Origin of the sequence: Micromonospora sp. NPDC047730 (assembly GCF_043204765.1) — a bacterium.
In the GTDB taxonomy this organism is placed as follows: Bacteria; Actinomycetota; Actinomycetes; order Mycobacteriales; family Micromonosporaceae; genus Micromonospora.
Genome location: NZ_JBIDCU010000006.1, coordinates 47,641 through 70,962 on the forward strand (window position 1 = coordinate 47,641; position 23,322 = coordinate 70,962).

Annotated in this window: 23 protein-coding genes; 5 read left to right on the forward strand and 18 right to left on the reverse strand. The window is 71.0% G+C overall.

The window, feature by feature from the left end:
* Nucleotides 1-15: 15 nt before the first annotated feature.
* The 5 genes from ACGF5G_RS16315 to ACGF5G_RS16335 all read right to left on the reverse strand — a co-directional run bounded on the left by ACGF5G_RS16315 (nt 16) and on the right by ACGF5G_RS16335 (nt 6,110).
* Nucleotides 16-471: a hypothetical protein gene (locus ACGF5G_RS16315; RefSeq protein ID WP_393263392.1), complete on the reverse strand. Its 456-nt coding sequence runs from the start codon at nt 469-471 to the stop codon at nt 16-18.
* Between the two features lie 305 nt (nt 472-776).
* Nucleotides 777-1,415 carry a hypothetical protein gene (locus ACGF5G_RS16320; RefSeq protein ID WP_393263393.1) on the reverse strand — a complete coding sequence of 213 codons (639 nt, stop codon included), beginning with the start codon at nt 1,413-1,415 and terminating at the stop codon, nt 777-779.
* Nucleotides 1,412-3,814 (reverse strand): FHA domain-containing protein, encoded by a 2,403-nt coding sequence (locus tag ACGF5G_RS16325; RefSeq protein ID WP_393263395.1) that lies wholly within the window; start codon nt 3,812-3,814, stop codon nt 1,412-1,414. The genes ACGF5G_RS16320 and ACGF5G_RS16325 overlap by 4 nt, the downstream gene beginning before the upstream one ends.
* On the reverse strand, nt 3,811-5,748 hold the full coding sequence (locus tag ACGF5G_RS16330; protein ID WP_393263397.1) for a serine/threonine protein kinase: 1,938 nt from the start codon (nt 5,746-5,748) through the stop codon (nt 3,811-3,813). The genes ACGF5G_RS16325 and ACGF5G_RS16330 overlap by 4 nt, the downstream gene beginning before the upstream one ends.
* The gene (locus ACGF5G_RS16335) at nt 5,745-6,110 is read right to left on the reverse strand and encodes a hypothetical protein (RefSeq protein WP_393263399.1); all 366 of its coding nucleotides are present in this window, start codon (nt 6,108-6,110) and stop codon (nt 5,745-5,747) included. The genes ACGF5G_RS16330 and ACGF5G_RS16335 overlap by 4 nt, the downstream gene beginning before the upstream one ends.
* 120 nt (nt 6,111-6,230) lie before the next feature.
* On the opposite strand from ACGF5G_RS16335, the gene ACGF5G_RS16340 reads away from it, so the two are divergent.
* Nucleotides 6,231-6,578, forward strand: coding sequence for a hypothetical protein (locus tag ACGF5G_RS16340; RefSeq protein ID WP_393263401.1), 348 nt, complete (start codon nt 6,231-6,233; stop codon nt 6,576-6,578).
* 154 nt (nt 6,579-6,732) lie between these two features.
* On the opposite strand, the gene ACGF5G_RS16345 is transcribed toward ACGF5G_RS16340, so the two are convergent.
* Nucleotides 6,733-7,623 (reverse strand): tetratricopeptide repeat protein, encoded by an 891-nt coding sequence (locus tag ACGF5G_RS16345; protein ID WP_393263403.1) that lies wholly within the window; start codon nt 7,621-7,623, stop codon nt 6,733-6,735.
* Between the two features lie 32 nt (nt 7,624-7,655).
* A complete protein-coding gene (locus ACGF5G_RS16350; RefSeq protein ID WP_393263405.1) occupies nt 7,656-8,141 on the reverse strand; it encodes a hypothetical protein in 486 nt (161 codons plus the stop codon).
* A 44-nt stretch (nt 8,142-8,185) separates the two neighbouring features.
* On the opposite strand from ACGF5G_RS16350, the gene ACGF5G_RS16355 reads away from it, so the two are divergent.
* On the forward strand, nt 8,186-9,076 hold the full coding sequence (locus tag ACGF5G_RS16355) for a DUF2785 domain-containing protein (RefSeq protein ID WP_393263407.1): 891 nt from the start codon (nt 8,186-8,188) through the stop codon (nt 9,074-9,076).
* Between the two features lie 89 nt (nt 9,077-9,165).
* On the forward strand, nt 9,166-9,339 hold the full coding sequence (locus ACGF5G_RS16360) for a hypothetical protein (protein WP_393263408.1): 174 nt from the start codon (nt 9,166-9,168) through the stop codon (nt 9,337-9,339).
* Nucleotides 9,340-9,345: 6 nt separating this feature from the next.
* On the opposite strand, the gene ACGF5G_RS16365 is transcribed toward ACGF5G_RS16360, so the two are convergent.
* The 11 genes from ACGF5G_RS16365 to ACGF5G_RS16415 all read right to left on the reverse strand — a co-directional run bounded on the left by ACGF5G_RS16365 (nt 9,346) and on the right by ACGF5G_RS16415 (nt 21,539).
* On the reverse strand, nt 9,346-10,290 hold the full coding sequence (locus ACGF5G_RS16365; RefSeq protein WP_393263410.1) for a hypothetical protein: 945 nt from the start codon (nt 10,288-10,290) through the stop codon (nt 9,346-9,348).
* Nucleotides 10,291-10,319: 29 nt separating this feature from the next.
* On the reverse strand, nt 10,320-11,123 hold the full coding sequence (locus ACGF5G_RS16370) for a sugar phosphate isomerase/epimerase family protein (RefSeq protein ID WP_393263412.1): 804 nt from the start codon (nt 11,121-11,123) through the stop codon (nt 10,320-10,322).
* Nucleotides 11,120-12,271, reverse strand: coding sequence for a DUF993 family protein (locus ACGF5G_RS16375; RefSeq protein WP_393263414.1), 1,152 nt, complete (start codon nt 12,269-12,271; stop codon nt 11,120-11,122). The genes ACGF5G_RS16370 and ACGF5G_RS16375 overlap by 4 nt, the downstream gene beginning before the upstream one ends.
* Nucleotides 12,268-13,422 carry a Gfo/Idh/MocA family protein gene (locus ACGF5G_RS16380; protein WP_393263416.1) on the reverse strand — a complete coding sequence of 385 codons (1,155 nt, stop codon included), beginning with the start codon at nt 13,420-13,422 and terminating at the stop codon, nt 12,268-12,270. Before ACGF5G_RS16380 ends, ACGF5G_RS16375 begins: the two co-directional genes overlap by 4 nt.
* A 108-nt stretch (nt 13,423-13,530) precedes the next feature.
* A complete protein-coding gene (locus tag ACGF5G_RS16385) occupies nt 13,531-15,618 on the reverse strand; it encodes a PQQ-dependent sugar dehydrogenase (protein ID WP_393263418.1) in 2,088 nt (695 codons plus the stop codon).
* Between the two features lie 37 nt (nt 15,619-15,655).
* On the reverse strand, nt 15,656-16,612 hold the full coding sequence (locus ACGF5G_RS16390; RefSeq protein ID WP_393263420.1) for a LamG-like jellyroll fold domain-containing protein: 957 nt from the start codon (nt 16,610-16,612) through the stop codon (nt 15,656-15,658).
* Nucleotides 16,613-16,715: 103 nt separating this feature from the next.
* A complete protein-coding gene (locus tag ACGF5G_RS16395) occupies nt 16,716-17,465 on the reverse strand; it encodes an ABC transporter ATP-binding protein (RefSeq protein ID WP_350682651.1) in 750 nt (249 codons plus the stop codon).
* Complete coding sequence (locus ACGF5G_RS16400; RefSeq protein WP_393263422.1) at nt 17,455-18,195, reverse strand: ABC transporter ATP-binding protein; 741 nt, start codon at nt 18,193-18,195, stop codon at nt 17,455-17,457. The genes ACGF5G_RS16395 and ACGF5G_RS16400 overlap by 11 nt, the downstream gene beginning before the upstream one ends.
* Before the next feature lie 76 nt (nt 18,196-18,271).
* Nucleotides 18,272-19,435, reverse strand: a complete 1,164-nt coding sequence (locus tag ACGF5G_RS16405) for a branched-chain amino acid ABC transporter permease (RefSeq protein WP_393263424.1) — start codon at nt 19,433-19,435, stop codon at nt 18,272-18,274.
* Nucleotides 19,419-20,306 (reverse strand): branched-chain amino acid ABC transporter permease, encoded by an 888-nt coding sequence (locus ACGF5G_RS16410; protein WP_393263426.1) that lies wholly within the window; start codon nt 20,304-20,306, stop codon nt 19,419-19,421. The genes ACGF5G_RS16405 and ACGF5G_RS16410 overlap by 17 nt, the downstream gene beginning before the upstream one ends.
* Nucleotides 20,307-20,312: 6 nt before the next feature.
* Nucleotides 20,313-21,539: an amino acid ABC transporter substrate-binding protein gene (locus ACGF5G_RS16415; RefSeq protein ID WP_393263428.1), complete on the reverse strand. Its 1,227-nt coding sequence runs from the start codon at nt 21,537-21,539 to the stop codon at nt 20,313-20,315.
* 116 nt (nt 21,540-21,655) lie between these two features.
* Between ACGF5G_RS16415 and ACGF5G_RS16420 the strand changes: the two genes are divergently transcribed.
* Complete coding sequence (locus tag ACGF5G_RS16420) at nt 21,656-22,762, forward strand: LacI family DNA-binding transcriptional regulator (RefSeq protein ID WP_393263430.1); 1,107 nt, start codon at nt 21,656-21,658, stop codon at nt 22,760-22,762.
* Nucleotides 22,763-22,808: 46 nt separating this feature from the next.
* The gene (locus ACGF5G_RS16425) at nt 22,809-23,312 is read left to right on the forward strand and encodes an O-acetyl-ADP-ribose deacetylase (protein ID WP_393263432.1); all 504 of its coding nucleotides are present in this window, start codon (nt 22,809-22,811) and stop codon (nt 23,310-23,312) included.
* Nucleotides 23,313-23,322 lie beyond the last annotated feature (10 nt).

Sequence of the window (23,322 nt, forward strand, 5' to 3'; positions counted from 1 at the left end):
CCCCGTCCCGTGACTTCAGGCGACCGGGTGCTCGATCTGGGATCGTGCCCGCACGAACATGTCGTCCGGATCGCCTGTCTGCGGAAAGCCGATAAAGGCCACCATGCCGATGCTGTGGTCGTCCGCCCAGGCGCAGGTGTCGAGCCAGACGCCCTGATCCTCTCCCTTGCCGCAGCGCGCTTCACCGCCCATCGGGCCGGGTCGCGTGGGTTCGACCTCGGACAACCTTGGCAGTGTCGCGAAGATGCGGTCGAGTGCCGCAGTCGGGTCTGGCACCTTGCCGGACACTCCGCTGACAACAACCGTGTACTTGTCATCCGCAGTGGTGTAAGCAGTTGCGACCGCGCTGGTGGCATCGCCGTCAAGGAGCGTCTTCAAGGCGCCCACGCTCTGCTGCGCCGCATTCCGCCACTTTCGGTTCTTCGACTCCGGCCAGCCACTCAGGAGCTTCTCGGGCTTGTCGAGACGCATGGCTACAGCCTGTGCGGGGGAGGGTTGGGCGTTCCCCGTCCGCTGCGCTGTGTCCGCAGGCCGCGCCAACACGCCCACGATCAGCAGACCCCCGACAACCAACGCACCCATCACCATCGCGCGCCGGCGTTTGGCTGCCACATTCGTTCCCGACATCCGTCACATCCTCGAAGCTCTCGTCGTGCCGACATCGTCGGCGCCTTCCTGCAACACGCTGCGCCGGTTGATGCTCGGAATCTCCCTGATCGGAACGGGCGATGACGTTCACCAGCCATGCGACGTCGAACCACGGTGCCAGTGGGTGACTAGTCAGGCACGACCTCGCCGGTGATGGCGCGGGAACGTTGCGCGACGGCTGCGCTTATCGGTGCGAGGGCCGGAAGGTGCATGCCCTGCGGGCCGAAGATCAGCCATGCGATCGCGACCGCGTACCATGGCGCCGCCGGGCCATGCAGCATCAGCGGATTGCCCTCCTGGTAGCGGAGGATGAACGACCACTGGGTCAGGTCGGCGGAAAGTTCCAGTACGCCGTTGTGCCAGAAGCTCAACATGTTGCCCTGCCAGTCCCCGAGCAGCCGCTGGTTGGTGAGGATCATCCGCACCTGCGCCTGGTCCCGCCACTGGGCCGCCGCCATGGCCTGGGCGCGGCTGCGGGCACTGGCGTTGCTGATGGCGTCACCGGCCATGCCGGCGAGCACGAAGCCCGTCGAGCCGAACCAGAAGTGGCTGCTCTCCCGATACTGCACGGCGGTGCCGTAGAAGCGTGCGTAACCCAGCACCGTGTCGCCGAAGATCGTTTCGTTCTGGCTCACCCGCAGTCCGCTGGGCGGCAGCGCGACCAACTGGCCACCGCGCGCCAGGTGCTCGTACAGCCGGCACGCACTGCTCCAACCGTCGCGCAGAACGGCTTCGAGCGCGGCGGCAGAATCCTTACGGCGGCTCACGTGCGGTTCCTCCGGCTCTCCAGTACGGGCTCGTGGCGGCGCAGCGCCCACCGCACCGCCGCGGTCAGCAGTACGGTCTGGCCCGCCAGAACGGCCATCGCCCAGCTCCACGCGCCGGTGGTGTGCGCCCAGAGTGCGTCCGGCGCGGGCTTCAGCATTATCGCGCGCAGGTCCACCGTGGCGGCTGCGGCGGCGTAGCCCCAGCGGGCCGGGGCAAGCCAGGAGAGCTGTTCGATGCCGGCGCGTTCGACCACGGCGAACAGCCCGCCGCAGAGCACGAGCTGCGCCATCACGAGCCCGACCAGCACCGGCATCGTCTGCTCGCTGGTGGACACGTAGACACTGACCAGCAGCCCGAGCACGGTGGCCGCCAGCGTGGTCAGCCAGACCACCGCGATCAGCTCGACCAGCGGCACGCCCAGCACGAGCGCCTCGGGTGGCGCCGGCCGGCCCACCATGCCGAGCAGGACGAACAGCGCCGCCTGGAACGCGTTCAATACGGCGAACACGGCCAGCTTCGCGCTCAGGTAGGCGCCGGGCGCCATGCCCACCGCTCGTTCCCGGCGGTAGATGGCACCCTCCCCGACGAACTCTCGGATGCCCCCGGCCAGTCCGATGAAGACCGCACCGATGGTCAGGATGACCAGCAGTTGGGCGGCCTCGGTGCTGCGCCCGGGCGGCTGTGCGGGCAGCCCGAGGCCGTCGGAGCCGGGGACCACGTGCAGCAGGGCGGCGAGGCCCACCGGCAGGCCGAGGGAGAGCGCCGCGTACAGCCGGTCGGCGAGGGTGACGGCGACCGTGCGGCGGGCGAGGATCGCCGTCTGCCGCCACCATCCCTGGCGCGGCGGTGACGCGGTGGCCGCCGTCCGCTCGGTCGGCGGTGCGGCCTTGGCCGGCGGGCGGGTGGCCGCGAACTTGGCGGCCCAGACTTCCGGGTCGGCGGCGACCGCGGTGAACACGTCGGCGTACTCGGCCGCCCCGAAGAAGTCGAGCAGTTCGTCCGGCGGGCCGAAGTAGGCGACCTTGCCGCCGCGGGCGAGTACCAGCACCCGGTCGCACACGTTCAGGTGCAGCGGACTGTGCGTCACCACCACGACGGTTCGGCCGCGATCGGCCAGCTCGCGCAGGCCGTGCATCACGTCGCGGTCCAGCGCCGGGTCGAGCCCGGAGGTCGGCTCGTCGAGGAAGAGCAGCGAGGGCTCGGTGAGCAGCTCCAGGGCCACCGAGGTGCGCTTGCGCTGTCCGCCTGAGAGCGTGTCGATGCGTTGGTCGGCGTGTGCGGTGAGGGCGAGCTGGGCGAGTACCTCGTCGATGCGCTGGTCCCGCTCCGCAGGCGTCACGTCGGCGCCGAAGCGCAGCCCGGCCGCGTAGCGCAACGCGCGGCGTACGGTCAGCTGACGGTGCAGGATGTCGTCCTGCGGCACCAGGCCGATGCGGTGCCGCAGGTCGGCATACTCGGCGTAGAGGTCGCGGTCCTGGTAGCGGACCGTGCCGGCCTGCGCCGGGCGGTTGCCGGTCAGCGCCCCCAGCAGCGTCGACTTGCCGGCACCGCTCGGGCCGACCACCGCGAGCAGGCTGCACTCGTCCAGCTCGAACGAGACCTCTGAGAGCAGGTTCCGCGTGCCGACCGTGACACCGAGCCCCTCGGCGCGCAGCGACACCCGGCCGGCGTCGACGTAGTCGTGCAGTGCGGTGCCGTCGAACACCATCTGGTGGTGCCCGAACGAGAGGAGGTCCCCGGCGTTCAGCACCGCCTGCTCGACCTGCCGCCCGTTGACGTACGTGCCGTTGCGCGTACCCAGGTCGATCACGCGGAATCCGGCGCCGTCCCGGACAAGGTCGGCGTGGTAGCGGGAGACCAGCAGGTCGTCGAGGACGATGTCGTTCTCCGGCGCCCGCCCGATCAGGATCCGATCCGCGGCCGGGTAGCTGGCCGAGGGGGTCCGGCCCAGCGCGAATCGTGCACCAGGTGGTGGCTCGGCCGCGGATACGGGCCCGCTCGGGCGTACCTCGGTGGACAGGCCCGGCTGCGCGGAATCGGTCACCGGCGGCGGAGCAGCGGGAGGCCCTTCCGGGCGGAAGGTGAGCACCGGACCGTCGACGGCGTTGCCGAGCCGCACCGCGCAGGCGACCCCTATCTCCAGCTCGTGCACCTGACGGCCGTCGAGGAACGTGCCGTTCCGGCTGGCGAGGTCACGCAGGTGCCACCGTCCGGCCCGGTAGGTGATTTCCAGGTGCTCGCGGGAGGCCCGCGAGTCGTCCAGGACGATCGGACAGAGGGGATCACGGCCGATCCGCAGCGGCCCGCCGGCCGCGGTGACCCGTCGCTCCCCGTCCTCACCGGGTACGCCGACCAGCAACGTGGCGCTCGCGCCGCCACCTCCCTCGGGGGCGGTCATCGGTTCGCTTTGGGTTTCGGCAGCCGCTTGGCCATCGACGTCGCCATTTTGATCAGGTCGCTCTGGTGACTGCCACCTTCGTAGTCGTTCTGGATCGCGACCTGGAAGAGCACCTGGCCCGAGCGGACGAAGATCATCGCGTAGACGCCGTTGGAGCCGCTGACGGTGATCCCGAACGACTCCTCACCCAACTTCGGCACCGTGAACGGCCGCCATCCGCACCGCTCGGCCGCCGTGCGGGTGGCATCGAGGAACGGGTCGGCCGCGTTGCCGTAGAAGCCGGCGACCGCTGAGCCGAGGTACGGGTACTGGCCGCTGGACACCCAGTAGCTGTTGCTGCTGTGCGCCCCGATCGCATCACCGCGAACGTTGCCGTCCGAGCAGAGCGCAAGCTTGGCCAGGCCATTGTGCAGCGCGTCGCTGGAGGAGCTCGTGTTGACCAGGTCCCGGTCTCCGAGCTTCATCGCGGACACGACGTCGGCCACCGACAGCAACACCGGCTCCAGTGCGGTCACCGCCGGCGGCGGGGAGGCACGGTCGACGCTGGGGGTCGGACTCGCACCGAGGCCGCCGGGCAGGCTGCCTTGGCTGAGGCTCCACACCGACGGTACGCAGCAGGCGGCCAAGAGGACCGTTGCCACGATTCCGATGATCATCGGGGCTTTGGACTTCTTCCGAGGCTGGCCGGGCGCCCCGGGAAAGCCGGACGGCCCCGGGCCAGGCGGCAGCGGGTAGTCCGACGGCCCCGGAGCCGGCCGCGGGCCGGGCGGCAACGGGTAGTCCGACGGCCCCGGAGCCGGCCGCGGGCCGGGCGGCAACGGGTAGCCCGGCGGCCCCGGAGCCGGCCGTGGGCCGGGCGGCAACGGGTAGCCCGGCGACGCAGGGTTTCCCGACGACGGGAAGCCGGGCGGCCCCGAGGTGGGCGGCAACGGAGAGCCCGGCGACCCGGAGGTGGGCGGCAACGGGTAGCTCGACGGCCCAGAGGTCGGCGGCAACGGAGAGTTCGACGGCCCAGGGGTGGGCGGCAACGACGGCTGCGGTGCCCCGCCGATCGCGGTCTCCGGCGGTGCGGCGTGCAGCGCGTTGACCCAGGCCGCCGCGGCGGCCGGCCGGCGCTCGGCGGTCACCGCGACCATCGACAGGATCCCGCGGATCACCCGGTCCTGCCCTGGACCGAGTGCCGCGGTGAGCCGCTGGGTCATGCCGTCGATGTCGCCGGGCACCGGCATCTCGCTGGTCACCGCGTAGTAGACGGTCGCGCCGAGGGCGTAGCGGTCCGTGGCCGGGGTGTACTCCCCCCGGGCCAGGGACTCCGGTGCCATGAACGGTGCCGTGCCGTACAACCGGGCGGTGCCGCTGGTGCTATGCAGCCGGACCAGGCCGAAGTCGACCAGATAGGCCCGCCCGCTGCCGGAGACCAGGATGTTGGCCGGTTTGATGTCCCGATGCAGGACCGGTATGCCGTCGGTGTCCTGGCCGCTGTGCAGGTAGTCGACGGCCTCGGCGATCGGCCCAAGCGGCTTGAGGATGTCCAACCCGCGTACCCCGCCGCTTTCCAGCATTTCCTGGAGGCTGCGGCCTTCGATCCACTTCATCACGAAGTACAGCCGTGGTGCGGTGTCCGTGGTGGACTCTCCGGCCGGATGCGGCGATGGGCCGACGAAGACCTCTTTGACCTTCACCAGCGCCGGGTGTTCGAGTTGGGTCGCCAGCGCCGCCTGCAGCCGAAGGCCCTCCAGGCCGCGGTCGGTCTGGTCCTCCGCCGGCACCCGGAGGATCTTCACCGCGTACGAGAACGCCACGTCTCCGTGGTGCTCGCGAGCTCGCCAGACCTCCCCCTCGCCACCAGCGGCACGCCGCTCGATCAGCTCATACCGGTCCGGCGCGTCCGGCGGTCCCACGTAGCTGTGCTGCGCAACCGACACGACGGTCATCGTGCCAAACGGTACTGACGAATCAAAATTCGTGCTCTTATCGCAACCCTCACCCTTACGCCGCCGAGAAAGCCCATCGCGGCACCCAGCACAGCCGGCGGAGCCGACCGCAAACCGAGATGCCGACGGTACTTGCGCGCGTCTCGTTCGCCCGTCGAGCCGGGGCAGATGGTGGCTCGCCGCGAGTCTCGCTTCGGCTGACCGCCGGAAGCGCTGCGCCGCACGCTATCGGGTACCGCGTACAGGGCGGTTCCGACCATGGCGTCCAGCGCGGCGGGCAGGTCGCCGCGATCGAGCGCGGCGCGCACCTCGACCGGTGTCGACGGCGGCGGGTTACGGAAGATGTGACGCTCATGGAGCATGTCACATCCTTACTCACCCGCGAGGCGGCAAGTGGCCTGAGTCGTCGCTCTGTCGCCGGTCCAGGCGGATGCCGGCACGACCCCGATCCGCCCGTGCGTGTGCGGCATGATGGGTGCCTCATGGACATCGTCGATCCGTATGTGACCGTCACGGAACCGACATTCGTGGCACGGTTCCTCCTCGATCTCGGCTCGGACACCGAGGAGTCGGTAGCCAACGTGGATGTCTTCGTCGATCTTCCTGACGGCTCCAGTTGGGTGCTGACGATCTTCACCGTCGATGAGGTCCGCCGCCTGCTTGAGGAATGGAAAAAGACCGGTGAAGCCGCGAACGGCAGTTACTTCTGGGCCGTTGATCAGCTGATCGTGCCAGAACCGGGAGTGTCGGCCATGACCACAGCTATCCGAGAACTCGTTCGCAGCGGGGAGATAGAAAGCGTCGGCGTGCGATGCGAGAATCCAGACTGAAGCCGCCGGTGCGCCCCGCGAGAGTCCCACGGGCGCCGCACGGGTGGCGGAAATTGAGGATGTCCAGGTCGAGCAGTAGAGGCAGGCAGGCACGCCACCCCATCAACTGCTCCGACCGCGGCAACCGCGCTATTCAGCAGGGCCCCGCCGCACGTCATCCCAGCGTCCCTGGAAGGTGTCGCACCACCCGGGTGCTGCCCTTGCAGTCGGCTGGACAGTTCTCGTGGTGGTTCACGGACTGCTGGGCGCCGGCGAGGAGATACGACAGCCCTACCAGGTTGTCGTCCTTGAGCAGCAGTGCCTCGGCCTCGATTTCCTCGAAGCGCCGCTGCTCGGTCAACAGCCAGCCGAGCTGCCGGTAGGAAGGGTTGTGGCCCGGCTCGGCCAGCTTGTCCCGGACGAGCTGAGTCGCCTCCTCCAGGCGGCCCTGTGCCGCCAGCAGCCGCACGCGAACGTGCTCCTCGCCAGCGTCAACGGCGGCCTGGTAGGCGGCTACCGCCTCGTCGGCGCGGCCCAGCTTCTCCAACAGCGCACCCAGCGGCCATCGAGAAACACCCTTTCCGCCGATCGCTGACCGATAGGCGCGGACCGCCTCGTCCAGCTGGCCCGCCCGGGCATACACCTTGGCCAGCCGGACGCCCGCCGCCGCGTCACCAGCCGCGATCGCCATCTGGTACTCGCCGATGGCCTCGTCCATCCGGCCGGCCTTGGCGAGCAACGCGGCGAGACGGACCCGGGCTTCTGGCTCACCCGCCTCCACCGCCGCCCGCCACCCGGCGATTGCCTCGTCGGTCCGGCCCGCATCCGCCAGCATGTTCGCGAGGCCGCCGTACGCCCGAGGCAGACCGGCCTCGATGGCCGCCCGCCAATGCGCCTCCGCCTCCTCGACGCGGCCGTCCTCCATCAGCAGGTCGGTCAGGCGTTCCACATCCAGCCAGTCCCCGCCGCCGGCCCGGGCTTCGAGAATCGTGATCGCCTCGTCCACCCGCCCCTGCTCGACCAGCCACTCGGGGCGATCGTCCGGATCAATCGGCTCATCGAGCATGCCGGCACGATACGAATGTGGTGCTCTGCGAATCAGTCGATTTCCTCGGCGTCGCTCAGGTCTTCCAGCCGTACCGGCCGGTGCTGAGCAAATACCACAGCCAGGCCGTAGGGGTCACAGACGGCAAAGCGTCCCTCCTGGAAGTGCAGCATCCATTCGCCGTCGGCGTAGAAGTTGAGCTGGGGATTGTCCAGCGGAAGCTCCTCGGCAGGGACTTTTCGGTAGGGATCAAGCTCGTCCTCGGCCAAGCCGAACCAGGCCGGATCGGTCAGCATCGTGGCGCGCACGAAGCGAAGCCCGGTCACCAGGTAGTGATCGATGTCGTCGATCACGTGGGCGATCATTGGCAGATCGACGTGGTCGAGGTCTTCGACGCCGTTGAGCAGGATGTTGACCGCGATCGGCAGGCGGTAGGCCGAGCTCGTGACCGGCTGCTGGAGTCTCCATGTGGACAGATCGCCGGGCCCGCGTTCGAGAGCCAGTAGGCCGATGCCAGGACGAGACACGGTCGTGGTCATGTCGACATCCTCCACCCGCCTATCAACGCCTGACCAGACTGGGCATGCGCGGCCTGGGCGGCGGCAATCCCGACCGTGTCGATCAGCCGGCGCCGTTATCGGCTGGCGGGTCTCGATCAGCGCACGGTAGCTTGCCGCCCGTGACCGACTGGATCCAGATTTTCGACGACGACTGCCGCGTCCCACCAGGGCGTGAGCTGAACGAACTGACCGCGGAACTGGCGCAGTGCCTACGCGATCCGGACCCGGGCATCCGCGACGGTCATCCGTACGTCGTGCTGCGCACCTGGATCGAACGCGACGTCATCGCCGGTGATCGCCGTGTGCAACTCGGCGACGAGATGGCCGACCGGTTCACCGACCCGCACACCGAGGCCCGTACCTTCGCGCCCCTGGTCCTGGACATGATCGTCAGTCGGGGAGACTTCCGTCCGCGCTGGCTCGACGCCTTCAGTCGTTGGTATCCGGCAGAGACGGACCTGCGGGGTTACCACCCGCGGCTGGGCTGGCTGCACGCGGTGGCGCACGGTGCCGACCTGCTCGGCACCTTCGGCCGCCACCGTGACGTCGATCCCGCCGCCATGCTCGACCTGGCGGGCGCCCGGCTGCTCGCCCGCACCGACCACCTCTGGGCCGAGCGTGAGGACGACCGCCTCGCCCGCGCCGTCGCTTTGACTCTGACCCGCCCGGAGCTCACCGCCGCGGCGTCGACGACCTGGCTCGACCCGATCACCGCCGACTTCCGTGCCGTGTCCGCCTCGACCACACCCACGTACGTTTCCAACATGCTGCGCACACTGCGGGCACTCTACGTACTCGTCGATTGCGGGATACGGGTCCGACCAGACAGCCCCCGGCAGCAGATCACCCACCGCCACGAGGTCAAGCAGCGGCTGGTCGACGTTCTGGAAAACGACGCCAAGGCCATCGGCTGAACGCGTAGCGGACCAGTCGCACGTGATGAGCTGCGGGCTGCGAGCTGCGGGCTGCGAGCTGGGGGCTGGGGGCTGGGGGCTGGGGGGTCATGGTCCTCGGCACCAGTCATCAGGTGCCACTCGCCGTCACCCATGCGCCAGCCGATGCTGAACCGCTCGATCTGCGGGTACGCCCGCCACGGCGGCAGGACCCGCCCATGAGCATCAAGCTGTTCCCGCACGGCGGCGTCGAGAAGTTCACGCGTCCGGTCGTCCACCGTTGACGCTCCTCAGCCCAGGTTGATGACGGGCCGGGTCAGAATCTCGTGGGAGTACCGGTCGTCGGAGGCGAGCCACTGGCCGAAATCCTTGTCGCGGTAGGCGGTCGCGAGGGTGAGCCAGCCCAGGAAGAATCCGCTGCCGCCACAGGTGGTGCCGCCGCCATCGCCGCCGCACACGATGGTTCGCTCGGTGGTCGCCTCGTGTTTGTAGGGATCCTGCCCGATCGCCAACCCCCACAGGTTCGCCTCGCGGTGCGCGCCAGTCTTGCAGTCGAACGGGTAGCCGTCGTTGGGGCAGTCGTCGCCCCAGCGGAACAGGGTCGTCGCACCGGCTCCACACGCCCACTCCCACTCATCCGCAGTGGTCGTCCGCAAGCCGATGCTCGCGAGCCCGGCCACAGCCTCGTCGTAGGAGACCTCCCGGGTCGCCCGGGCCCGCGCCACCTGCCCGGTCTGGTCGAACTCGACCGTCAGCCCACCACCAGATCGGAACACCTTCACCACGCCGCGCCGATCCCCGGTCGACGCGACGAGTTCGAGTACCCGAGGGTCGTCCGGCGCCAGCGGAATCTCGCAGGGGTCGAACGCTTCCACCGCGACCAGCATCGCCGGCATCTCGGCGCCGCGTACCGGCGAGGTCATCGCGTCGACGTACTCGGCCAGCGGTGGAAGACCGTACTCGCCGGCGCTGTCGGCGTAGCTGGCCGCCTGCTCCGGAAAGGGCTGGAATCGGGCCGCGTCGTAGCCGAGAGTGGGCCGGCCGCCGGGTACGAGCGCGAATCGCATGCCGTTACGGTCGAACAGCGCCATCCGGTGCGACCGCCCCGCGTACGCCGTGTCTTTCAGGCCCACCACAGTCAGGTCGTGTCGGTCGGCGATGTCCTGGGCGATCCGGCGGGCAGCGCCGTCAGACAGGTCGTTCCACTGCGCGAAACTGAGGTCGGCGTACGGCACCGCGCAAGGATAGAGCCGAAGGCGCCGATTCAGGCAACGTGCGTGAGGTAGCCGGCGACGGCCTCGTCGAGCACCTCCCGGCCGGGCCGTGCCCACACCTCCTCGGCGAAGACCTCCACCTCCACCGGTCCGTCGTAGCCGGCCGCGTCCACGGCTTCCCGGAAGCGGCGCAGCTCGACGCAGCCCGTGCCGGGCAGCCCCCGGCCGAGCAGCACCCCCGCCGGCAGCGGCGTCAGCCAGTCGGCGATCTGGAAGCAGGCGATACGTCCCTCCCGGCCGGCCCGCGCGATCTGCGCCCACACCTGGTCGTCCCACCAGAGGTGGTACGTGTCGACGACGACGCCCACCGTCTCCGCCGGATACGGCGCGACGAGGTCCAGGGCCTGACCGAGGCTGGCAACGACGCACCGGTCGGAGCAGAACATCGGGTGCAGCGGCTCCACGGCGAGCCGGACCCCTGCCGCCCGGGCGTACGGCACCAACTCGCCGATCGCGTCCCGCACGTGCGCCCGGGCACCGTCGATGTCCCGGCTGCCGTCGGGCAGGCCGCCGGAGACCAGCACCAGCACCGGCGCGCTTATTGCCGCCGCCTCGTCGATGGCACGCCGGTTCTCGTCGAGCCAGCCGGGAGCGCTGAAGAACCCGCCGCGGCACAGCGATGTGACGGTCACGCCCGCGTCCCGCACCAGCGCCGCGGCCGGCTCGACCCCGTACGCGGCCAGATCCTCCCGCCACAGCCCCACCCCGGACACCCCGGCGTCGACGCAGCCGGCGACGAGCTCCGGCAGCGGCCACCGCTTCGTCGTCGCCGAGTTGAGTGCGAACCGCTTCACTGCGCCACCCCCGCCGTGGTCATGAACGCCCGCGCGCGGTGCGCGGCCAGCTCGGCGTCGGGCAGCAGCCCGGCCGCGTCGGCCAGCCGCAGCAGCCGGCCCAGGTGCACCGGTGACCGCCCCGACTGGAGACCACCGACCATCGTGAAGTGGTCCTGGTGACCGGCGAGCCAGGCCAGGAACACGATGCCGGTCTTGTAGTAGAAGGTCGGGGCGCCGAACAGGTGCCGGGCGAGCGGCAGCGTCGACGCCAGGATCCGGTCGTACGTCGCCAGGTCGCCGCCGTCCAGTGCGCGCAGCGCGGCGGCGGCCGGCGGCGCGATCGCGGCGAGGACGCCGAGCAGGGCGTCGGAGTGGCCCTCGCCGTCGCCCCGGATCAGGGCCGGGTAGTTGAAGTCGTCGCCGGTGTAGAGCCGTACCCCCGCGGGCAGGCGCCGGCGCAGCGCGACCTCGAAGTCCTCGTCGAGCAGCGACAGCTTGACGCCGTCGACCCTGCCGGTGTGCGCACCGATCAGCGCGACCACGGTGTCCGCGGCCCGCGCGGGATCGACGTCGCCCCAGTAGCCGGCGAGGGCCGGGTCGAACGCCGGGCCGAGCCAGTGCAGCACCACCGGGCCGTCGGCGTCGGCCAGCAGCCGGCCGTAGACGTCGAGGTAGTCGTCGGCGGACCGGGCCGCGGCGGCCAGGTGGCGGCTGCACATGAGGACCGGCCGGGCGCCGGCGTCCTGCACGTCGGCGAGCTGCTCGGCGTACGCCTTGCGGATCTCGTCGAGCGTGGCCGGGCCGGCCGGCAGCTGGTCGGTGGCGACGCCCGCGCAGATCGCGCCGCCCTCGGCCCGGGCGGCCGCCGCCGAGCGCCGCACCAACTCGCGCGCCGCCGGGTAGTCCATGCCCATGCCACGCTGGGCGGTGTCCATCGCCTCGGCGACGCCGAACCCGTACGACCACAGGTGCCGGCGGAACGCCAGGGTCGCGTCCCAGTCGACGGCGGCGGGCGTGCCCGGCACGTTCTCCGCGCGGGGGTCGGCGACGACGTGCGCGGCGGCGTACGCGACCCGGCTGGTGAAGCGGGCGCCGGGCGTGACGTGCTCGCGCCCGGCACCGGAGAGGGTGAGCGGCCCGTCGGGCAGGTTGACGGTCCGGGTCACGGCCGCAGCTCCGTGACCTCGACGCGCCGGCCCTCCCGCGCCGACTGCAGGCCCAGCTCGGCCAGCTGCACACCCCGCGCGCCGGCCCACAGGTCCCAGGTGTACGGGGCGTCCTCGGCGACGTGCCGCAGGAACATCTCCCACTGTGCCTTGAATCCGTTGTCGAACGCCTCGTTGTCCGGCACCTCCTGCCACTGCGCGCGGAAGTCGTCGGTGGACGGCAGGTCCGGGTTCCAGACCGGCTTCGGGGTGGCGGCCCGGTGCTGGACGCGGCAGCGACGCAGGCCGGCGACCGCGCTGCCCTCGGTGCCGTCGACCTGGAACTCGACCAGCTCGTCCCGGTTCACCCGGACGGCCCAGGAGGAGTTGACCTGCGCGACGATGCCGCCGTCCAGCTCGAAGATCGCGTACGCGGCGTCGTCGGCGGTCGCGTCGTAGGGCTGACCGTCCTCGGCCCACCGGCGCGGGATGTGGGTGGTGACGTGCGCGGTGACCGCCCGGACCGGCGCGAGGATCTGCTCCAGGACGTAGTGCCAGTGCGGGAACATGTCGACGACGATGCCGCCACCGTCGGCGGCCCGGTAGTTCCAGCTCGGCCGCTGGGCCTCCTGCCAGTCGCCCTCGAAGACCCAGTAGCCGAACTCGCCGCGCACCGACAGGATCCGGCCGAAGAACCCGCCCTTCACGAGTCGGTCGAGCTTGCGCAGGCCGGGCAGGAAGAGCTTGTCCTGCACGACGCCGTGCCGTACGCCGGCCGCGTCGGCGACGCGCGCCAGCTCGACCGCGCCGTGCAGGGTGGTGGCGACGGGCTTCTCCGTGTAGATGTGCTTGCCCGCCGCGACGGCGAGCCCGATCGCCTTCTCCCGTTCGCTGGTGACCTGGGCGTCGAAATAGATCGAGACGTCCGGTCGCGCCAGCGCGGCGTCCAGGTCGGTCGTCCAGTCGGTCAACCCGTGCCGGGCCGCGACGTCGCGTAGTTTGGCCTCGTTCCGCCCGACCAGGACGGGTTCCGGCCAGAGCCGGCTCCCGTCACGCAGCGGTACGCCGCCCTGCTCGCGGATGGCCAGCAGCGACCGGACCAGGTGCTGCCGGTAGCCCATCCGCCCGGTCACGCCGTTCATCACGATGCCGATCGGGACACGTGCCGTCATCGTCCCACTCTCCTCAGGGGTCATCTCCGCACCCGGGCCGGCCGGGTGCCGCACACTGCCCGTCTCCGGCGGGGACGACGGCCCTGCCGTCGTCCCCGCCGGAGGGGTTCAGGCCGGGGTTCCGGTCACCGTCAGGTGACGCAGCCGGCCGATGTTGTCGAACGAGCCGAAGCCGACCCGTCCGGAGCCGAACGTGGTGTCCTTCGCGGTCATCAGCGGGTCCTTCTTCCCGTCCACGTAGACCGCGATCTCGCCGGTGGCCGGCAGGTGCACGACGCGCACCTTGTGCCAGTCGGCGTCGACGATCGCCGGGTTCGCGCCGCGTGACCGGCCGTTCCACTGGTGGTCGATGCGCTGCCGGTCGGCGTTGTTGACCTTGAAGATGCCGTTGTGCGGCAGGATCGTGTTGTCGGTCGACAGGTGGGCGTAGTAGAACTCGGTGTCCGAGCGCCAGCCGAAGACGATGATCACGTCCCGGTTGCTCACCTCGACCGGCGTGTCGAGCCGGACGTCGGCCTGGATCTCCACGGACGACCACTGCGGCCCGTCGGTCACCACCGCGTACTCGAAGGGGCGGCGCGGGCCGGGCCGGCTCACGCCCGCCTCGGCGAGGATCACCTCGTCACGGTCGAACTGCCACTTCGACGGGGTCACCGGCGCCCAGCCGTCCGGGCCCGAGGGCTTGTGCAGCTTGGTGCCGCCGACGTCGCCGCCCGCGAACTCCCGGGTTCCGGTCACCTTCCAGATCTTCCCGTTGGCCTTGGCGAGGAGGTAGAGCCCGCCGGCGGCGTCGGTACCGAAACGCAGGTCTACCCGCTCCGGGTTGCCCGGGGCGCCGGGGCCGGAGAGGTCCTGCATGCGCACCGGCTCACCGGCGGCGGTGAAGAGCGCGAGGCGGTGGATCGTGGCCATCTCGTGGCCCTGCCGCATCTCGTGCGCCTCGGTGTAGAGGACCTGCCCGTCGACCAGATCGCCGAAGACGTACTTGCCCTTCAGCGCGGGCAGCTCGTTGCCGCGGTAGACGAACCCGCCGGCCACCGCGACACCGACGTCGGAGGTGCAGTTCCAGCCGGGCGCCGGGTTGTGGTCGTACGCCGCGACCGGGTACGTGTAGCCGAAGTCGGCGTCGTCCGGCGGCAGCGGCAGGAGCTTGTCGCAGGCGCGCCCCGCCTTGTTGAAGACGAACGCGCCCTCGCGCTCGCTCCAGCCGAAGTTGTCACCGGCGCGCACCTCGTAGATCGCCTCGATGGCGTGCTCGCCGATGTGACCGAGGAACATCCGGCCGGTGGCCGGGTCCCAGCTGAACCGGTGCGGGTCGCGGAACCCGACCGCGTAGACCTCACCCAGGGCGTCGGCCCGGCCGACGAACGGGTTGTCCGCCGGGATGCCGTACTGCCCGTTGGCCGAGTCGGTGCCCTGCGGGTCGATGCGCAGCAGCTTGCCGTGCACCATGCCCAGGTTCTGCGGCTCGGTGTTGCGTACGCCGGTGCCGCCGTCGCCGACGGCCAGGTACAGCAGCCCGTAGTCGGGCTGGCCGGGCCGCGCCGTGGGGTTGAAGTTGATCTCCTGGATGCCGTGGACCTGGCCGGCGAAGCCGATCCGCAGCAGCTCGCGCCGGCTGCCGGAGAACGTGTCGGCGGCAGGGTCGGTCGCCGTCCACTCGGTGATCACGCCGTGGAAGATGCTGTTGGCCTGGGCGTGGTCCGGCGCCTTGGTGGCCAGCGACGCCTGTTCGGTGTGGATGGTGTAGAAGCGGCCGTTGGTGCCGAACTCGGGGTGGAACGCGACGTAGCCGAAGCCCTGGCCGAGCCCGCGGCCGGAGAAGAACTGCGGCGCGAACGTGTCGGCGACGTCCAGGTAGACGTGCGGCACGCCGTCCCTGACCAGGTAGAGGTGGCCGTTGAGGTCCGGCACGGCACGCCGGCCGGAGCCGTCGGGCAGCTCCATGATGGTGTTGATGCGGGCGGTACGCATCAGCCGCTGGTCGGTCGGTGCCGGAACGGGGAACGACTGCGGGAAGCTGGCGTACTCGGTCAGGACCAGTCCGAGCCGGGACTGGCTGGGCATCTCGACGACCGGGTCGTAGACGGGGTCGGCGGCCCGGACGGGGCCGACTACCAGGGTGGACAGGACGAGGGTGGCGGCGGTCAGCCCGGCCGTCAGCGCGGATCTGCGGGTCTTGCGGACACTGCGCACGCGGGTCTCCTTCCCGGTGAGGCGGTGCGGAGGGTGGTCAGCGGGCCATGTAGCGGTACTGCTTCTCGACGTCGGACGCCGAGACGACGGTGTCGAGGAACATCAGGGCGTCCATGCGGCAGTCGCACGGGTTGCGCTCCAGCGTGTCCTGCGGGAAGCTCCCGCCGATCTTGATGCCGCGCGGGTCCGAGGCGGTGGTGACGTGCGGGCCGGGGCCGGACACGAGCCACGGGTCGTCGGTGCGGGTGTAGAAGCCGTCCACCGGCTGGCCGTTGCGGTAGAGCGCCAGCGCGCCGGTGTTGAAGTCGAAGGTGGCCGCGAGGTGGACCCACTCCCCCTTCGGCAGCAGCGTCCGCCAGTCCTCCCCCGCCGCGAAGGTCTGCGAGTTGCCCCCGTCGAGGCGCCGGCCGAGCGCGACCAGCCGCAGTTCGCCGTTGACGTCGATGAGCTCCAGCAGCGCCCGGACGCCGTGGCCGTCCGAGTCGCCGGTCAGCACACCGGCCAGCCCGATCGCGTTGAACCGGTCGGCCGGGTTGGCGGTGGTGGAGTTGGGCGCCGGGGCCTCCATCTCCATCTTGAACCAGCCCATCACGGTGGTGCCCTGGGTGCCGGCGAAGGGGCGCAGGGTGCGTACGCCGCTGGCCGACCAGATGCCCGCCTTCCAGTCGTCGTTGCCGGCCTGGGCGGGGTTCACCTGCCGGGTCTGCAACGCGTTGCCGCTGCCCGGGTAGGCGTGCTCGGCCACGCGCATGTCGGCGCCGCCGTTGACGAGTTCGATCTCGGTGCCGGAGCGGCCCAGGTCCCGCTCGAGCGCCGCGTCACCCTCCGCCGGGTGGTCGAAGTCGTAGAAGGCGACCAGGCTCGATCGCAGGTGGGGATGGACGTCGCGCGGGTTGCTCCGGTCCGCCTGGGCCGGTGGCACCCCGGCGCCCGCCAGCACGCCGGTCGCCAGTACGGCGGCGGTGGCGACGGCGAGCTGTCTCGTTCTGGTCATCGCGATACGCCTCGTTTCAGCTCTGGCGGAGCACGCGACCGCTTCCGGAAGCGCTTCCGTGCTCACGCTCCAACTCTGTGTGCCGCTGTCACATCGGGGTCTGTCACCGCTTCGGCGGTGCCGTCGGCTCGGCGGGCCGTCCGCCGAGGTACAGCTCGCCGAGCTGCGGGTCGGCCAACAGTTGCGGCGCCGGCCCGGAGATGTGCACGCGCCCGAGGTCGAGCACGCAGCCGAGGTCGGCCGTCTCCAGCGCCCGCCGGGCGTTCTGCTCCACGAGCAGCACCGCCGTACCGGCGTCGCGCATTCGCACGACCTGTTCGAACACGGTGGTCGTCGCCTTCGGGTCCAGACCCATGGACGGCTCGTCGAGGAGCACGACCTTGGGGTTGACCATGAGCGACCGGGCGAACTCCACCTGCTTCTGCTGCCCGCCGGAGAGCAGCCCGGCCAGCGAGTTCCAGCGCTGCGCGACGACCGGGAAGACCTCCTTGACGAAGGCCGTCCGTTCGGCGATCAACGCCTTGTCCTTCAACGTGTAGCCGCCCAGCAGGACGTTCTCCGCCACGGTCATTTCGCGAAAGACGCTGTGCCCCTGCAGGACGTGCGCGACGCCGGAGGCGAGCATCCGCTGCGGCCCCTGGCCGGTCACGTCCACGCCGCCGACGAGGATCCTCCCGGAACGGGGCCTGAGCAGCCCGCTGGCGACCTTCAGGACGGTGGACTTCCCGGCGCCGTTGGGGCCGACCAGGCAGACGATCTGGCCCGCGGGCACCGAGACGGTCAGGCCACGCAGCACCGGCGCGGCGCGCCCGTAGCCGGCCTGGATGTCGACGAGTTCGATTTCAGACGCCAAGGTAGGCCCCCAGGACGCGTTCGTCGGAGCGGATGAGCGACGGCGGACCTTCGGCGATCGGGCGGCCGCGGTCGAACACCACGATGTGGTCGCTGACGCTCATCACGAGGTCCATGTTGTGCTCGACGATCACGAACGTGCGCCCCTCGGCGTTGAGTTCGCGGACCAGGGTGCCGATCCGGTCCAGCAGCGCCGGGTTGACGCCGCCGGCCGGCTCGTCGAGCAGGACGGTTTCCGGGTCGCTCATCAGCACACCGGCGAGTTCCAGCAGCTTCTGCTGGCCCCAGGACATGTTGCGCGCCTCCACGTCGGCCAGGTGCTCGATGCCGAGGCGGGTGAGCCAGCCCCGGGCACGTTCGACCTCCGCGTGGCCGCGGGCGCCACGCAGCAGGCCGGCCAGGCCGGCCGGGCGTACGGCCGCGAGGACGTTGTCCAGCGCCGTCATCCGGGGAAAGACGCGGCACAGCTGGAACGTACGGCCGACGCCGGCGTGGACGATGCGGTGCGGGGCCGCGCCGGTGATGTGCCGCCCGCGGTAGGTGACCTGCCCGCCGTCCGGCCTGATCATCCCGGTGACGCAATTGAAGAAGGTCGTCTTGCCCGACCCGTTCGGCCCGATCAGCGCGTTGACCTTGCCGTGCTGGAACTCGACGGTCGCGCCGTCGAGCGCCACCACGCCACCGAACGCCTTGGTGAGCCCGGCGGTGGCCAACCCTCGTACCTCGCTCATGCCGGCACTCCGCTTCGCTCCGTGCCGCCATGAGGCACCACCGCCCTGAGCCAAACGATTCGCTCACTTCGCTCGCTCATGCCCGCTCCTCCGTCGACTGGGCCCGCGTGCCGGCGGTGCCGGCGGCGGCGTCCACCGGTTCCCGGGCGGCCGGCGCGCCGGCGGCCGTGGCACGCTGCTGGCGCAGCTGCGCGGCCGTGATCTCGCGGATCGAGTTCTGCGCCGGCCGCATCCGGCCGAGCAGGGAACCGATCGCGGGCAGCACGCCGTCGGGCATGAAGAGCACGACCAGCGCGAGCAGCAGGCCCGTCGCGACCAGGTGCAGCTGGGTGTCGCCGAACTCCACCTTGAAGTACTCCAGCCCGATGCCGACCACCAGCGCGCCGATCAGCGGGCCGAACAGGTTCCGGACCCCGCCGAGCAGCGCCATCAGCACCAGGTACGAGCCGGTGAGGATGGAGAACTGGAACACCGGGTCGAGGTCGCCGAACCAGAGCGCGTAGAGCCCGCCGCCCAGGGCGGTGAACCCCGCCGAGACCACGAACACCACCAGCTTGTACGCGAAGGTCGGGGTGCCCAGCGCCTCCGCCTTGTCCTCGTCCTCCCGGATGGCCTTCAGCCCGAGGCCGAACCGGGAGCGGTCGACGACCCACCAGGCCAGCAGGGCCAGCGCGAGCAGGCCGGTGAACAGGTAGTAGAACACCCGGTGGTGCTCCGGACGGAGCAGGTCCGGGAACGGGCGCGGCACCACCAGGCCGCGTGACCCGCCGGTGAGCGACGCCCAACTCTGGAAGACCAGCAGCAGGATCAGCACCAGCGCGATCGAGACGATGACGAACGACGCGCCGCGGACCCGCAGCGCGGCGAAGCCGATCGGTACGGCGAGGGCGGCCACCAGCAGGGCCGCCACCGCGAGGGCCACGAAACTCGGCAGGCCGGCCTTCGTGACCAGCAGGGCGGTCCCGTAGCCGCCGAGCCCGGCGAGGGCGCCGTGGCCGAGGGAGATGTACCCGGTGAACCCGCCGACGAAGTTCCACGACGTCGAGAGCACCGCGTAGTTGAGCACCACGACGCCCGCCGAGAGGACGTACGGGTTGGGTGCCAGGGACGGGAAGGCCAGCACCGCCGCGGCGAACAGCACGATCGCCGCCACCTGGAGGACCCGGTCGAGGCTGCGCCGCGCGGTCACCGCCCCGGCCGGCGGGACGGCCACCGTCGTCGGGTCAGAAGCGCTGGGCAAGGCGACCTCCGAAGAAACCTTGTGGCCGGAACGCCAGCGTCGCGAACAGGGCCAGGTAGAAGATGGTCTGCGCCCAGGTCGTGCCGAGCGGGATCTGCAGCAGGCTCTGCAGCATGCCGAGCACCATCGCGGCCATCGCGGCACCGGGTACGCTGCCCAGCCCGCCCACCACGATGATGGCCATCAGCGGGCCGATCCAGTGCCAGTGCAGCGACGGGTAGATGGTGGTGTCGAGGGCCAGGGCCGTGCCGCCGACGGCCGCGGTGGCGAGGCCGAGGCCGAAGCCGTACCCGGCCACCCGCTCGGTCTCGATGCCCACCAGGCGCGCCGCGTCGCGGTGCTGGATGGTCGCCCGCAGGGCCCAGCCGAAGGTGGTCTTCTTCATCAGCAGGTAGAGGGTGGCCAGGGCGACGGCGGCGAGGCCGAACGCGATCAGCTTGACCACCGCGACCCGGGCACCGAGGATCCCGAAGCTCGCCGAGCCGTAGCCGAGCTGGACCCGCCGCTGGGTGCCGTCGAACGCGTAGCCGAGCAGGCCCTCGATGGCGACCGCGATCGCGAAGGTCAGCAGCACCGACATCATGGTCAGCGTGGCCGGGCGCAGCCGGGCCAGGAGCAGCCGCTGCAGCAGGACGCCGCAGGCGAAGAAGAGCGGCACGGTGGCGATCATCGACAGCAGCGGATCGACGCCCAGCCGGGTGTGGAACCACCAGGCGAGGTACGCGGCGAGGATGAGGAACGCCGAGTGGGCGATCATCACGACCCGCATGATTCCGAAGTAGAGGGTGAGTCCCGCTGCCAGGAGGGCGTAGAGCCCTCCCAGCAGCAGACCCAGGATGACGCTCTGGAAGAGCAGGGCACCGGAGGGCATGTCGTCCTACCAGGCCGGCTTCGGGTAGACGAGGTCGGTCTCCTTGGCGTCGGCCGGCAGCACGATCTGGATCTTGCCGCCCACCCACTGCTGGATCATGTGGGCGCCCTTGGGCTTGCCCGTCTCGTCCCAGGACAGCGGGCCGACCACCGTCTCCACGGTGTTGCCGCGGATCCAGTCGACCAGCTTCTTCTGGCACTCACCCTGCCCGGCGCAGCCCACCGCGGCGATCGCCGCCGCGACGACCTGCCCGGTCGTGTACGCGTTGGCCTCGTCCTCCTCCGGCGGCGAGCCGAACTGCGCGGTGTACTTCTCGACGAACTCCTTGTTGCTCGGGTACGGCGCGTCCTGCGTGTACCCGGTCGGCGAGAGGATCCCCTCGGTCTTGTTGCCGATCGCCGCGGCGAACTCGGGGTTCGTCGGGGCGGTGGAGAAGGCGGCCAGCTTCGGCTGGTACCTGAGCTGCTGGAGGGCGACGATCAGGTTCACGCCGTCCTGGTACTGGGAGCCGCCCACCACGAGGTCGGCCTTCGACGACGCGATCTTCGCGGCGATGCTGCCGAAGTCGGTGGTGTTCGGCGGGTAGACCTCGTCGACGACGGTGCGGACGCCGCCCGCTTCGAGCTTCTCCTTCAGCCCGTACGCCGTGCCCTGCGCGAACGGGTCGTCCATGGCCGCGTACGCCGCGGTCTTCGGCCGCTGGTCGGGCGGCAGTGCCAGGATGTACTCGGCCAGGTGGTTGTAGTGGTCGTTCGCCACCGCCGGGGCGGCATAGAACAGGTTCTTGAAGCCCTGCTCGAAGACCTCCTTCGCCGCGCCCGCCGGCTCGACGAAGAGCATGCCGTACTCCTCGGCGACCCGGGCCGCGGGCACGACGAGACGGGTCGAGAACGGGCCCACCACGAGGTCCACGTTGTCCTTGCCGATCAACTGCTCGTAGTCGGCGACCACCCGGTCCGCGTTGGACTGGTCGTCGAGGATCTTCAGCTCGACCTTGCGGCCCAGGAGGCCGCCCTTGTCGTTGGTGATCTTGGCCCAGGCCTCGTAGCCGCGCTGGACACCCTTCCCCGGTTCGGAAAAGTCCCCGGTCAGGGGAAGGGAGATCCCCACGACGATCGGATCGTCGGCGTCGGAGGAGCCCCCGCCACCACCGCCACCACAGGCCGCGAGCGCGAGGGTGAGGCTCGCGCCGAGTGCTGTCATCCACTGGATTCGCTTCAAACGGGTTGTCATCCCGAGACGCTCCTTTGCCGGGACGGAAGCGCTTGCGAAAGCGCTTGCGTAGACTAGGCTGTGGTTTGCGTCACTGGCAATAGTCAGATGACATCGATGTTTCCAGGGAGTTGCCGATGCCCAGGCCTGGCCCGAGACTGCGGCTGATCGACGTCGCCGAGCGCGCGGGTGTCTCGCTGGCGACCGCGTCCCGCGCCCTCGCCGGCCGGGAGGGGGTCAGCGAGGAGGTCGCGGGGCGCGTCCGGCAGGTCGCCCAGGAGCTGGGATACGTCGCCAACCCGTACGCCCGCACCCTCGCCGGCGGCACGAGTTCGACGGTCGGGCTGGTCGTGCACCAGGTCGACGACCCCTACTTCTCCGAGATCGCCGGCGGGGTCATCCAGGTGGCCGCCGAGGAGGGGCTGCTGGTGCAGATCTGCCACTCCGGCCGGGACCCGGACGCGGAGCTACGGCAGCTGCGCCATCTCATCGCGCAGCGGGTCGGGATCATCCTGGTCGCCGGATCGGGCTACGACGACGCCCGGATCGAGGCCGAGGCCCGCGCGGAGCTCGCGGAGTTCCAGAGCCAGGGCGGCCGGGTCGCCGTCATCGGCCGGCACGCCCTCGGCGTCGACGCGGTCCTGCCCGACAACGAGGCCGGCGGCCGCGCCCTCGCCGAGCACCTGCTGGACCTCGGGCACCGCCACATCGCCGTCGCAGCCGGCACGGCCGGGCTCACCACCGTCGCCGACCGGCTCTCCGGCGTGGCGGCCGCCCTGCGGCAGCGCGGCCTCTCCCTCGACGACCTTCCCGTCGTGCACTCCGACTTCACCCGCGACGGCGGCCGGGTCGCCGCCGAACGGATCCTGCGCGACCACCCCCGGACCACCGCGATCATCGCGCTCAACGACGCGATGGCCATCGGCGTGCTGTCGACGCTGCGGGCGCACCGCATCCCCGTGCCCGAGCGGATGTCGGTCGTCGGGTTCGACGACGTCTCCGTCGCCGCCGACCTCGCCCCCAGCCTCACCACCATCCGGCTGCCCATGACCGACATGGGGCGGATGGCGCTGTCGCTCGCGCTCAAGCCCCGGTCGACCCGTCCCCGCCGCCGGTCCACCGGCCACCTCCTGGTGGTCCGCGACTCGACCGGGCCCGCCCCCACGGTGCTGCCCGCGAGCCGCGCCGACGGCCACCGCACCGGGGCCGGCGACCTGAGCGGAGCCGTCGGGCCCGTCGGCTGAACTCTCCCCGAGGTCGCGGGCCCTGCACCGGTGGCAGGATCAGGCCATGCCTTTGATCGAGGTCGTACTGGGTGACATCACGGACGAGGACGTCGACGCGATCGTCACCGCGGCGAACGAGTCGCTGCTCGGTGGCGGCGGCGTCGACGGGGCGATCCACCGCGCGGCCGGGCCACGGCTCGCCCGGGCGGGCGCCGCGCTGGCGCCGTGCGAGCCGGGCGACGCGGTGGCCACTCCGGCGTTCGACCTGGACCCACCGGTACGACACGTCATCCACACGGTCGGCCCGGTGTGGGAGGGCGGCGGCCACGGGGAGACCGACGTCCTGGCGTCGTGCTACCGGCGCTGTCTCGAGGTCGCCGACGTCATCGGCGCGCGCAGCGTCGCGTTCCCGGCCATCGCCACCGGCGTCTACGGGTTCCCGGCCGACCGGGCGGCGGCGATCGCCGTGACCACGATCCAGGCCACCCCCACCGAGGTCGGGCAGGTACGCCTCGTCGCCTTCGACGAGGCCACGTACGACCTGCTGACCGCGGCGCTGCACACCTGACCGCCTCGTA

Bases quoted from the DNA above. Each gene is read 5' to 3' on its own strand.
- ACGF5G_RS16315 (WP_393263392.1), bottom strand. From the start codon at position 471: ATGCGTCTCGACAAGCCCGAGAAGCTCCTGAGTGGCTGGCCGGAGTCG.
- ACGF5G_RS16325 (WP_393263395.1), bottom strand. From the start codon at position 3,814: ATGACCGCCCCCGAGGGAGGTGGCGGCGCGAGCGCCACGTTGCTGGTC.
- ACGF5G_RS16330 (WP_393263397.1), bottom strand. From the start codon at position 5,748: ATGACCGTCGTGTCGGTTGCGCAGCACAGCTACGTGGGACCGCCGGAC.
- ACGF5G_RS16335 (WP_393263399.1), bottom strand. From the start codon at position 6,110: ATGCTCCATGAGCGTCACATCTTCCGTAACCCGCCGCCGTCGACACCG.
- ACGF5G_RS16340 (WP_393263401.1), top strand. From the start codon at position 6,231: ATGGACATCGTCGATCCGTATGTGACCGTCACGGAACCGACATTCGTG.
- ACGF5G_RS16345 (WP_393263403.1), bottom strand. From the start codon at position 7,623: ATGCTCGATGAGCCGATTGATCCGGACGATCGCCCCGAGTGGCTGGTC.
- ACGF5G_RS16350 (WP_393263405.1), bottom strand. From the start codon at position 8,141: ATGACCACGACCGTGTCTCGTCCTGGCATCGGCCTACTGGCTCTCGAA.
- ACGF5G_RS16355 (WP_393263407.1), top strand. From the start codon at position 8,186: ATGCGCGGCCTGGGCGGCGGCAATCCCGACCGTGTCGATCAGCCGGCG.
- ACGF5G_RS16360 (WP_393263408.1), top strand. From the start codon at position 9,166: ATGGTCCTCGGCACCAGTCATCAGGTGCCACTCGCCGTCACCCATGCG.
- ACGF5G_RS16380 (WP_393263416.1), bottom strand. From the start codon at position 13,422: ATGACGGCACGTGTCCCGATCGGCATCGTGATGAACGGCGTGACCGGG.
- ACGF5G_RS16390 (WP_393263420.1), bottom strand. From the start codon at position 16,612: ATGACCAGAACGAGACAGCTCGCCGTCGCCACCGCCGCCGTACTGGCG.
- ACGF5G_RS16400 (WP_393263422.1), bottom strand. From the start codon at position 18,195: ATGAGCGAGGTACGAGGGTTGGCCACCGCCGGGCTCACCAAGGCGTTC.
- ACGF5G_RS16410 (WP_393263426.1), bottom strand. From the start codon at position 20,306: ATGCCCTCCGGTGCCCTGCTCTTCCAGAGCGTCATCCTGGGTCTGCTG.
- ACGF5G_RS16415 (WP_393263428.1), bottom strand. From the start codon at position 21,539: ATGACAACCCGTTTGAAGCGAATCCAGTGGATGACAGCACTCGGCGCG.
- ACGF5G_RS16420 (WP_393263430.1), top strand. From the start codon at position 21,656: ATGCCCAGGCCTGGCCCGAGACTGCGGCTGATCGACGTCGCCGAGCGC.
- ACGF5G_RS16425 (WP_393263432.1), top strand. From the start codon at position 22,809: ATGCCTTTGATCGAGGTCGTACTGGGTGACATCACGGACGAGGACGTC.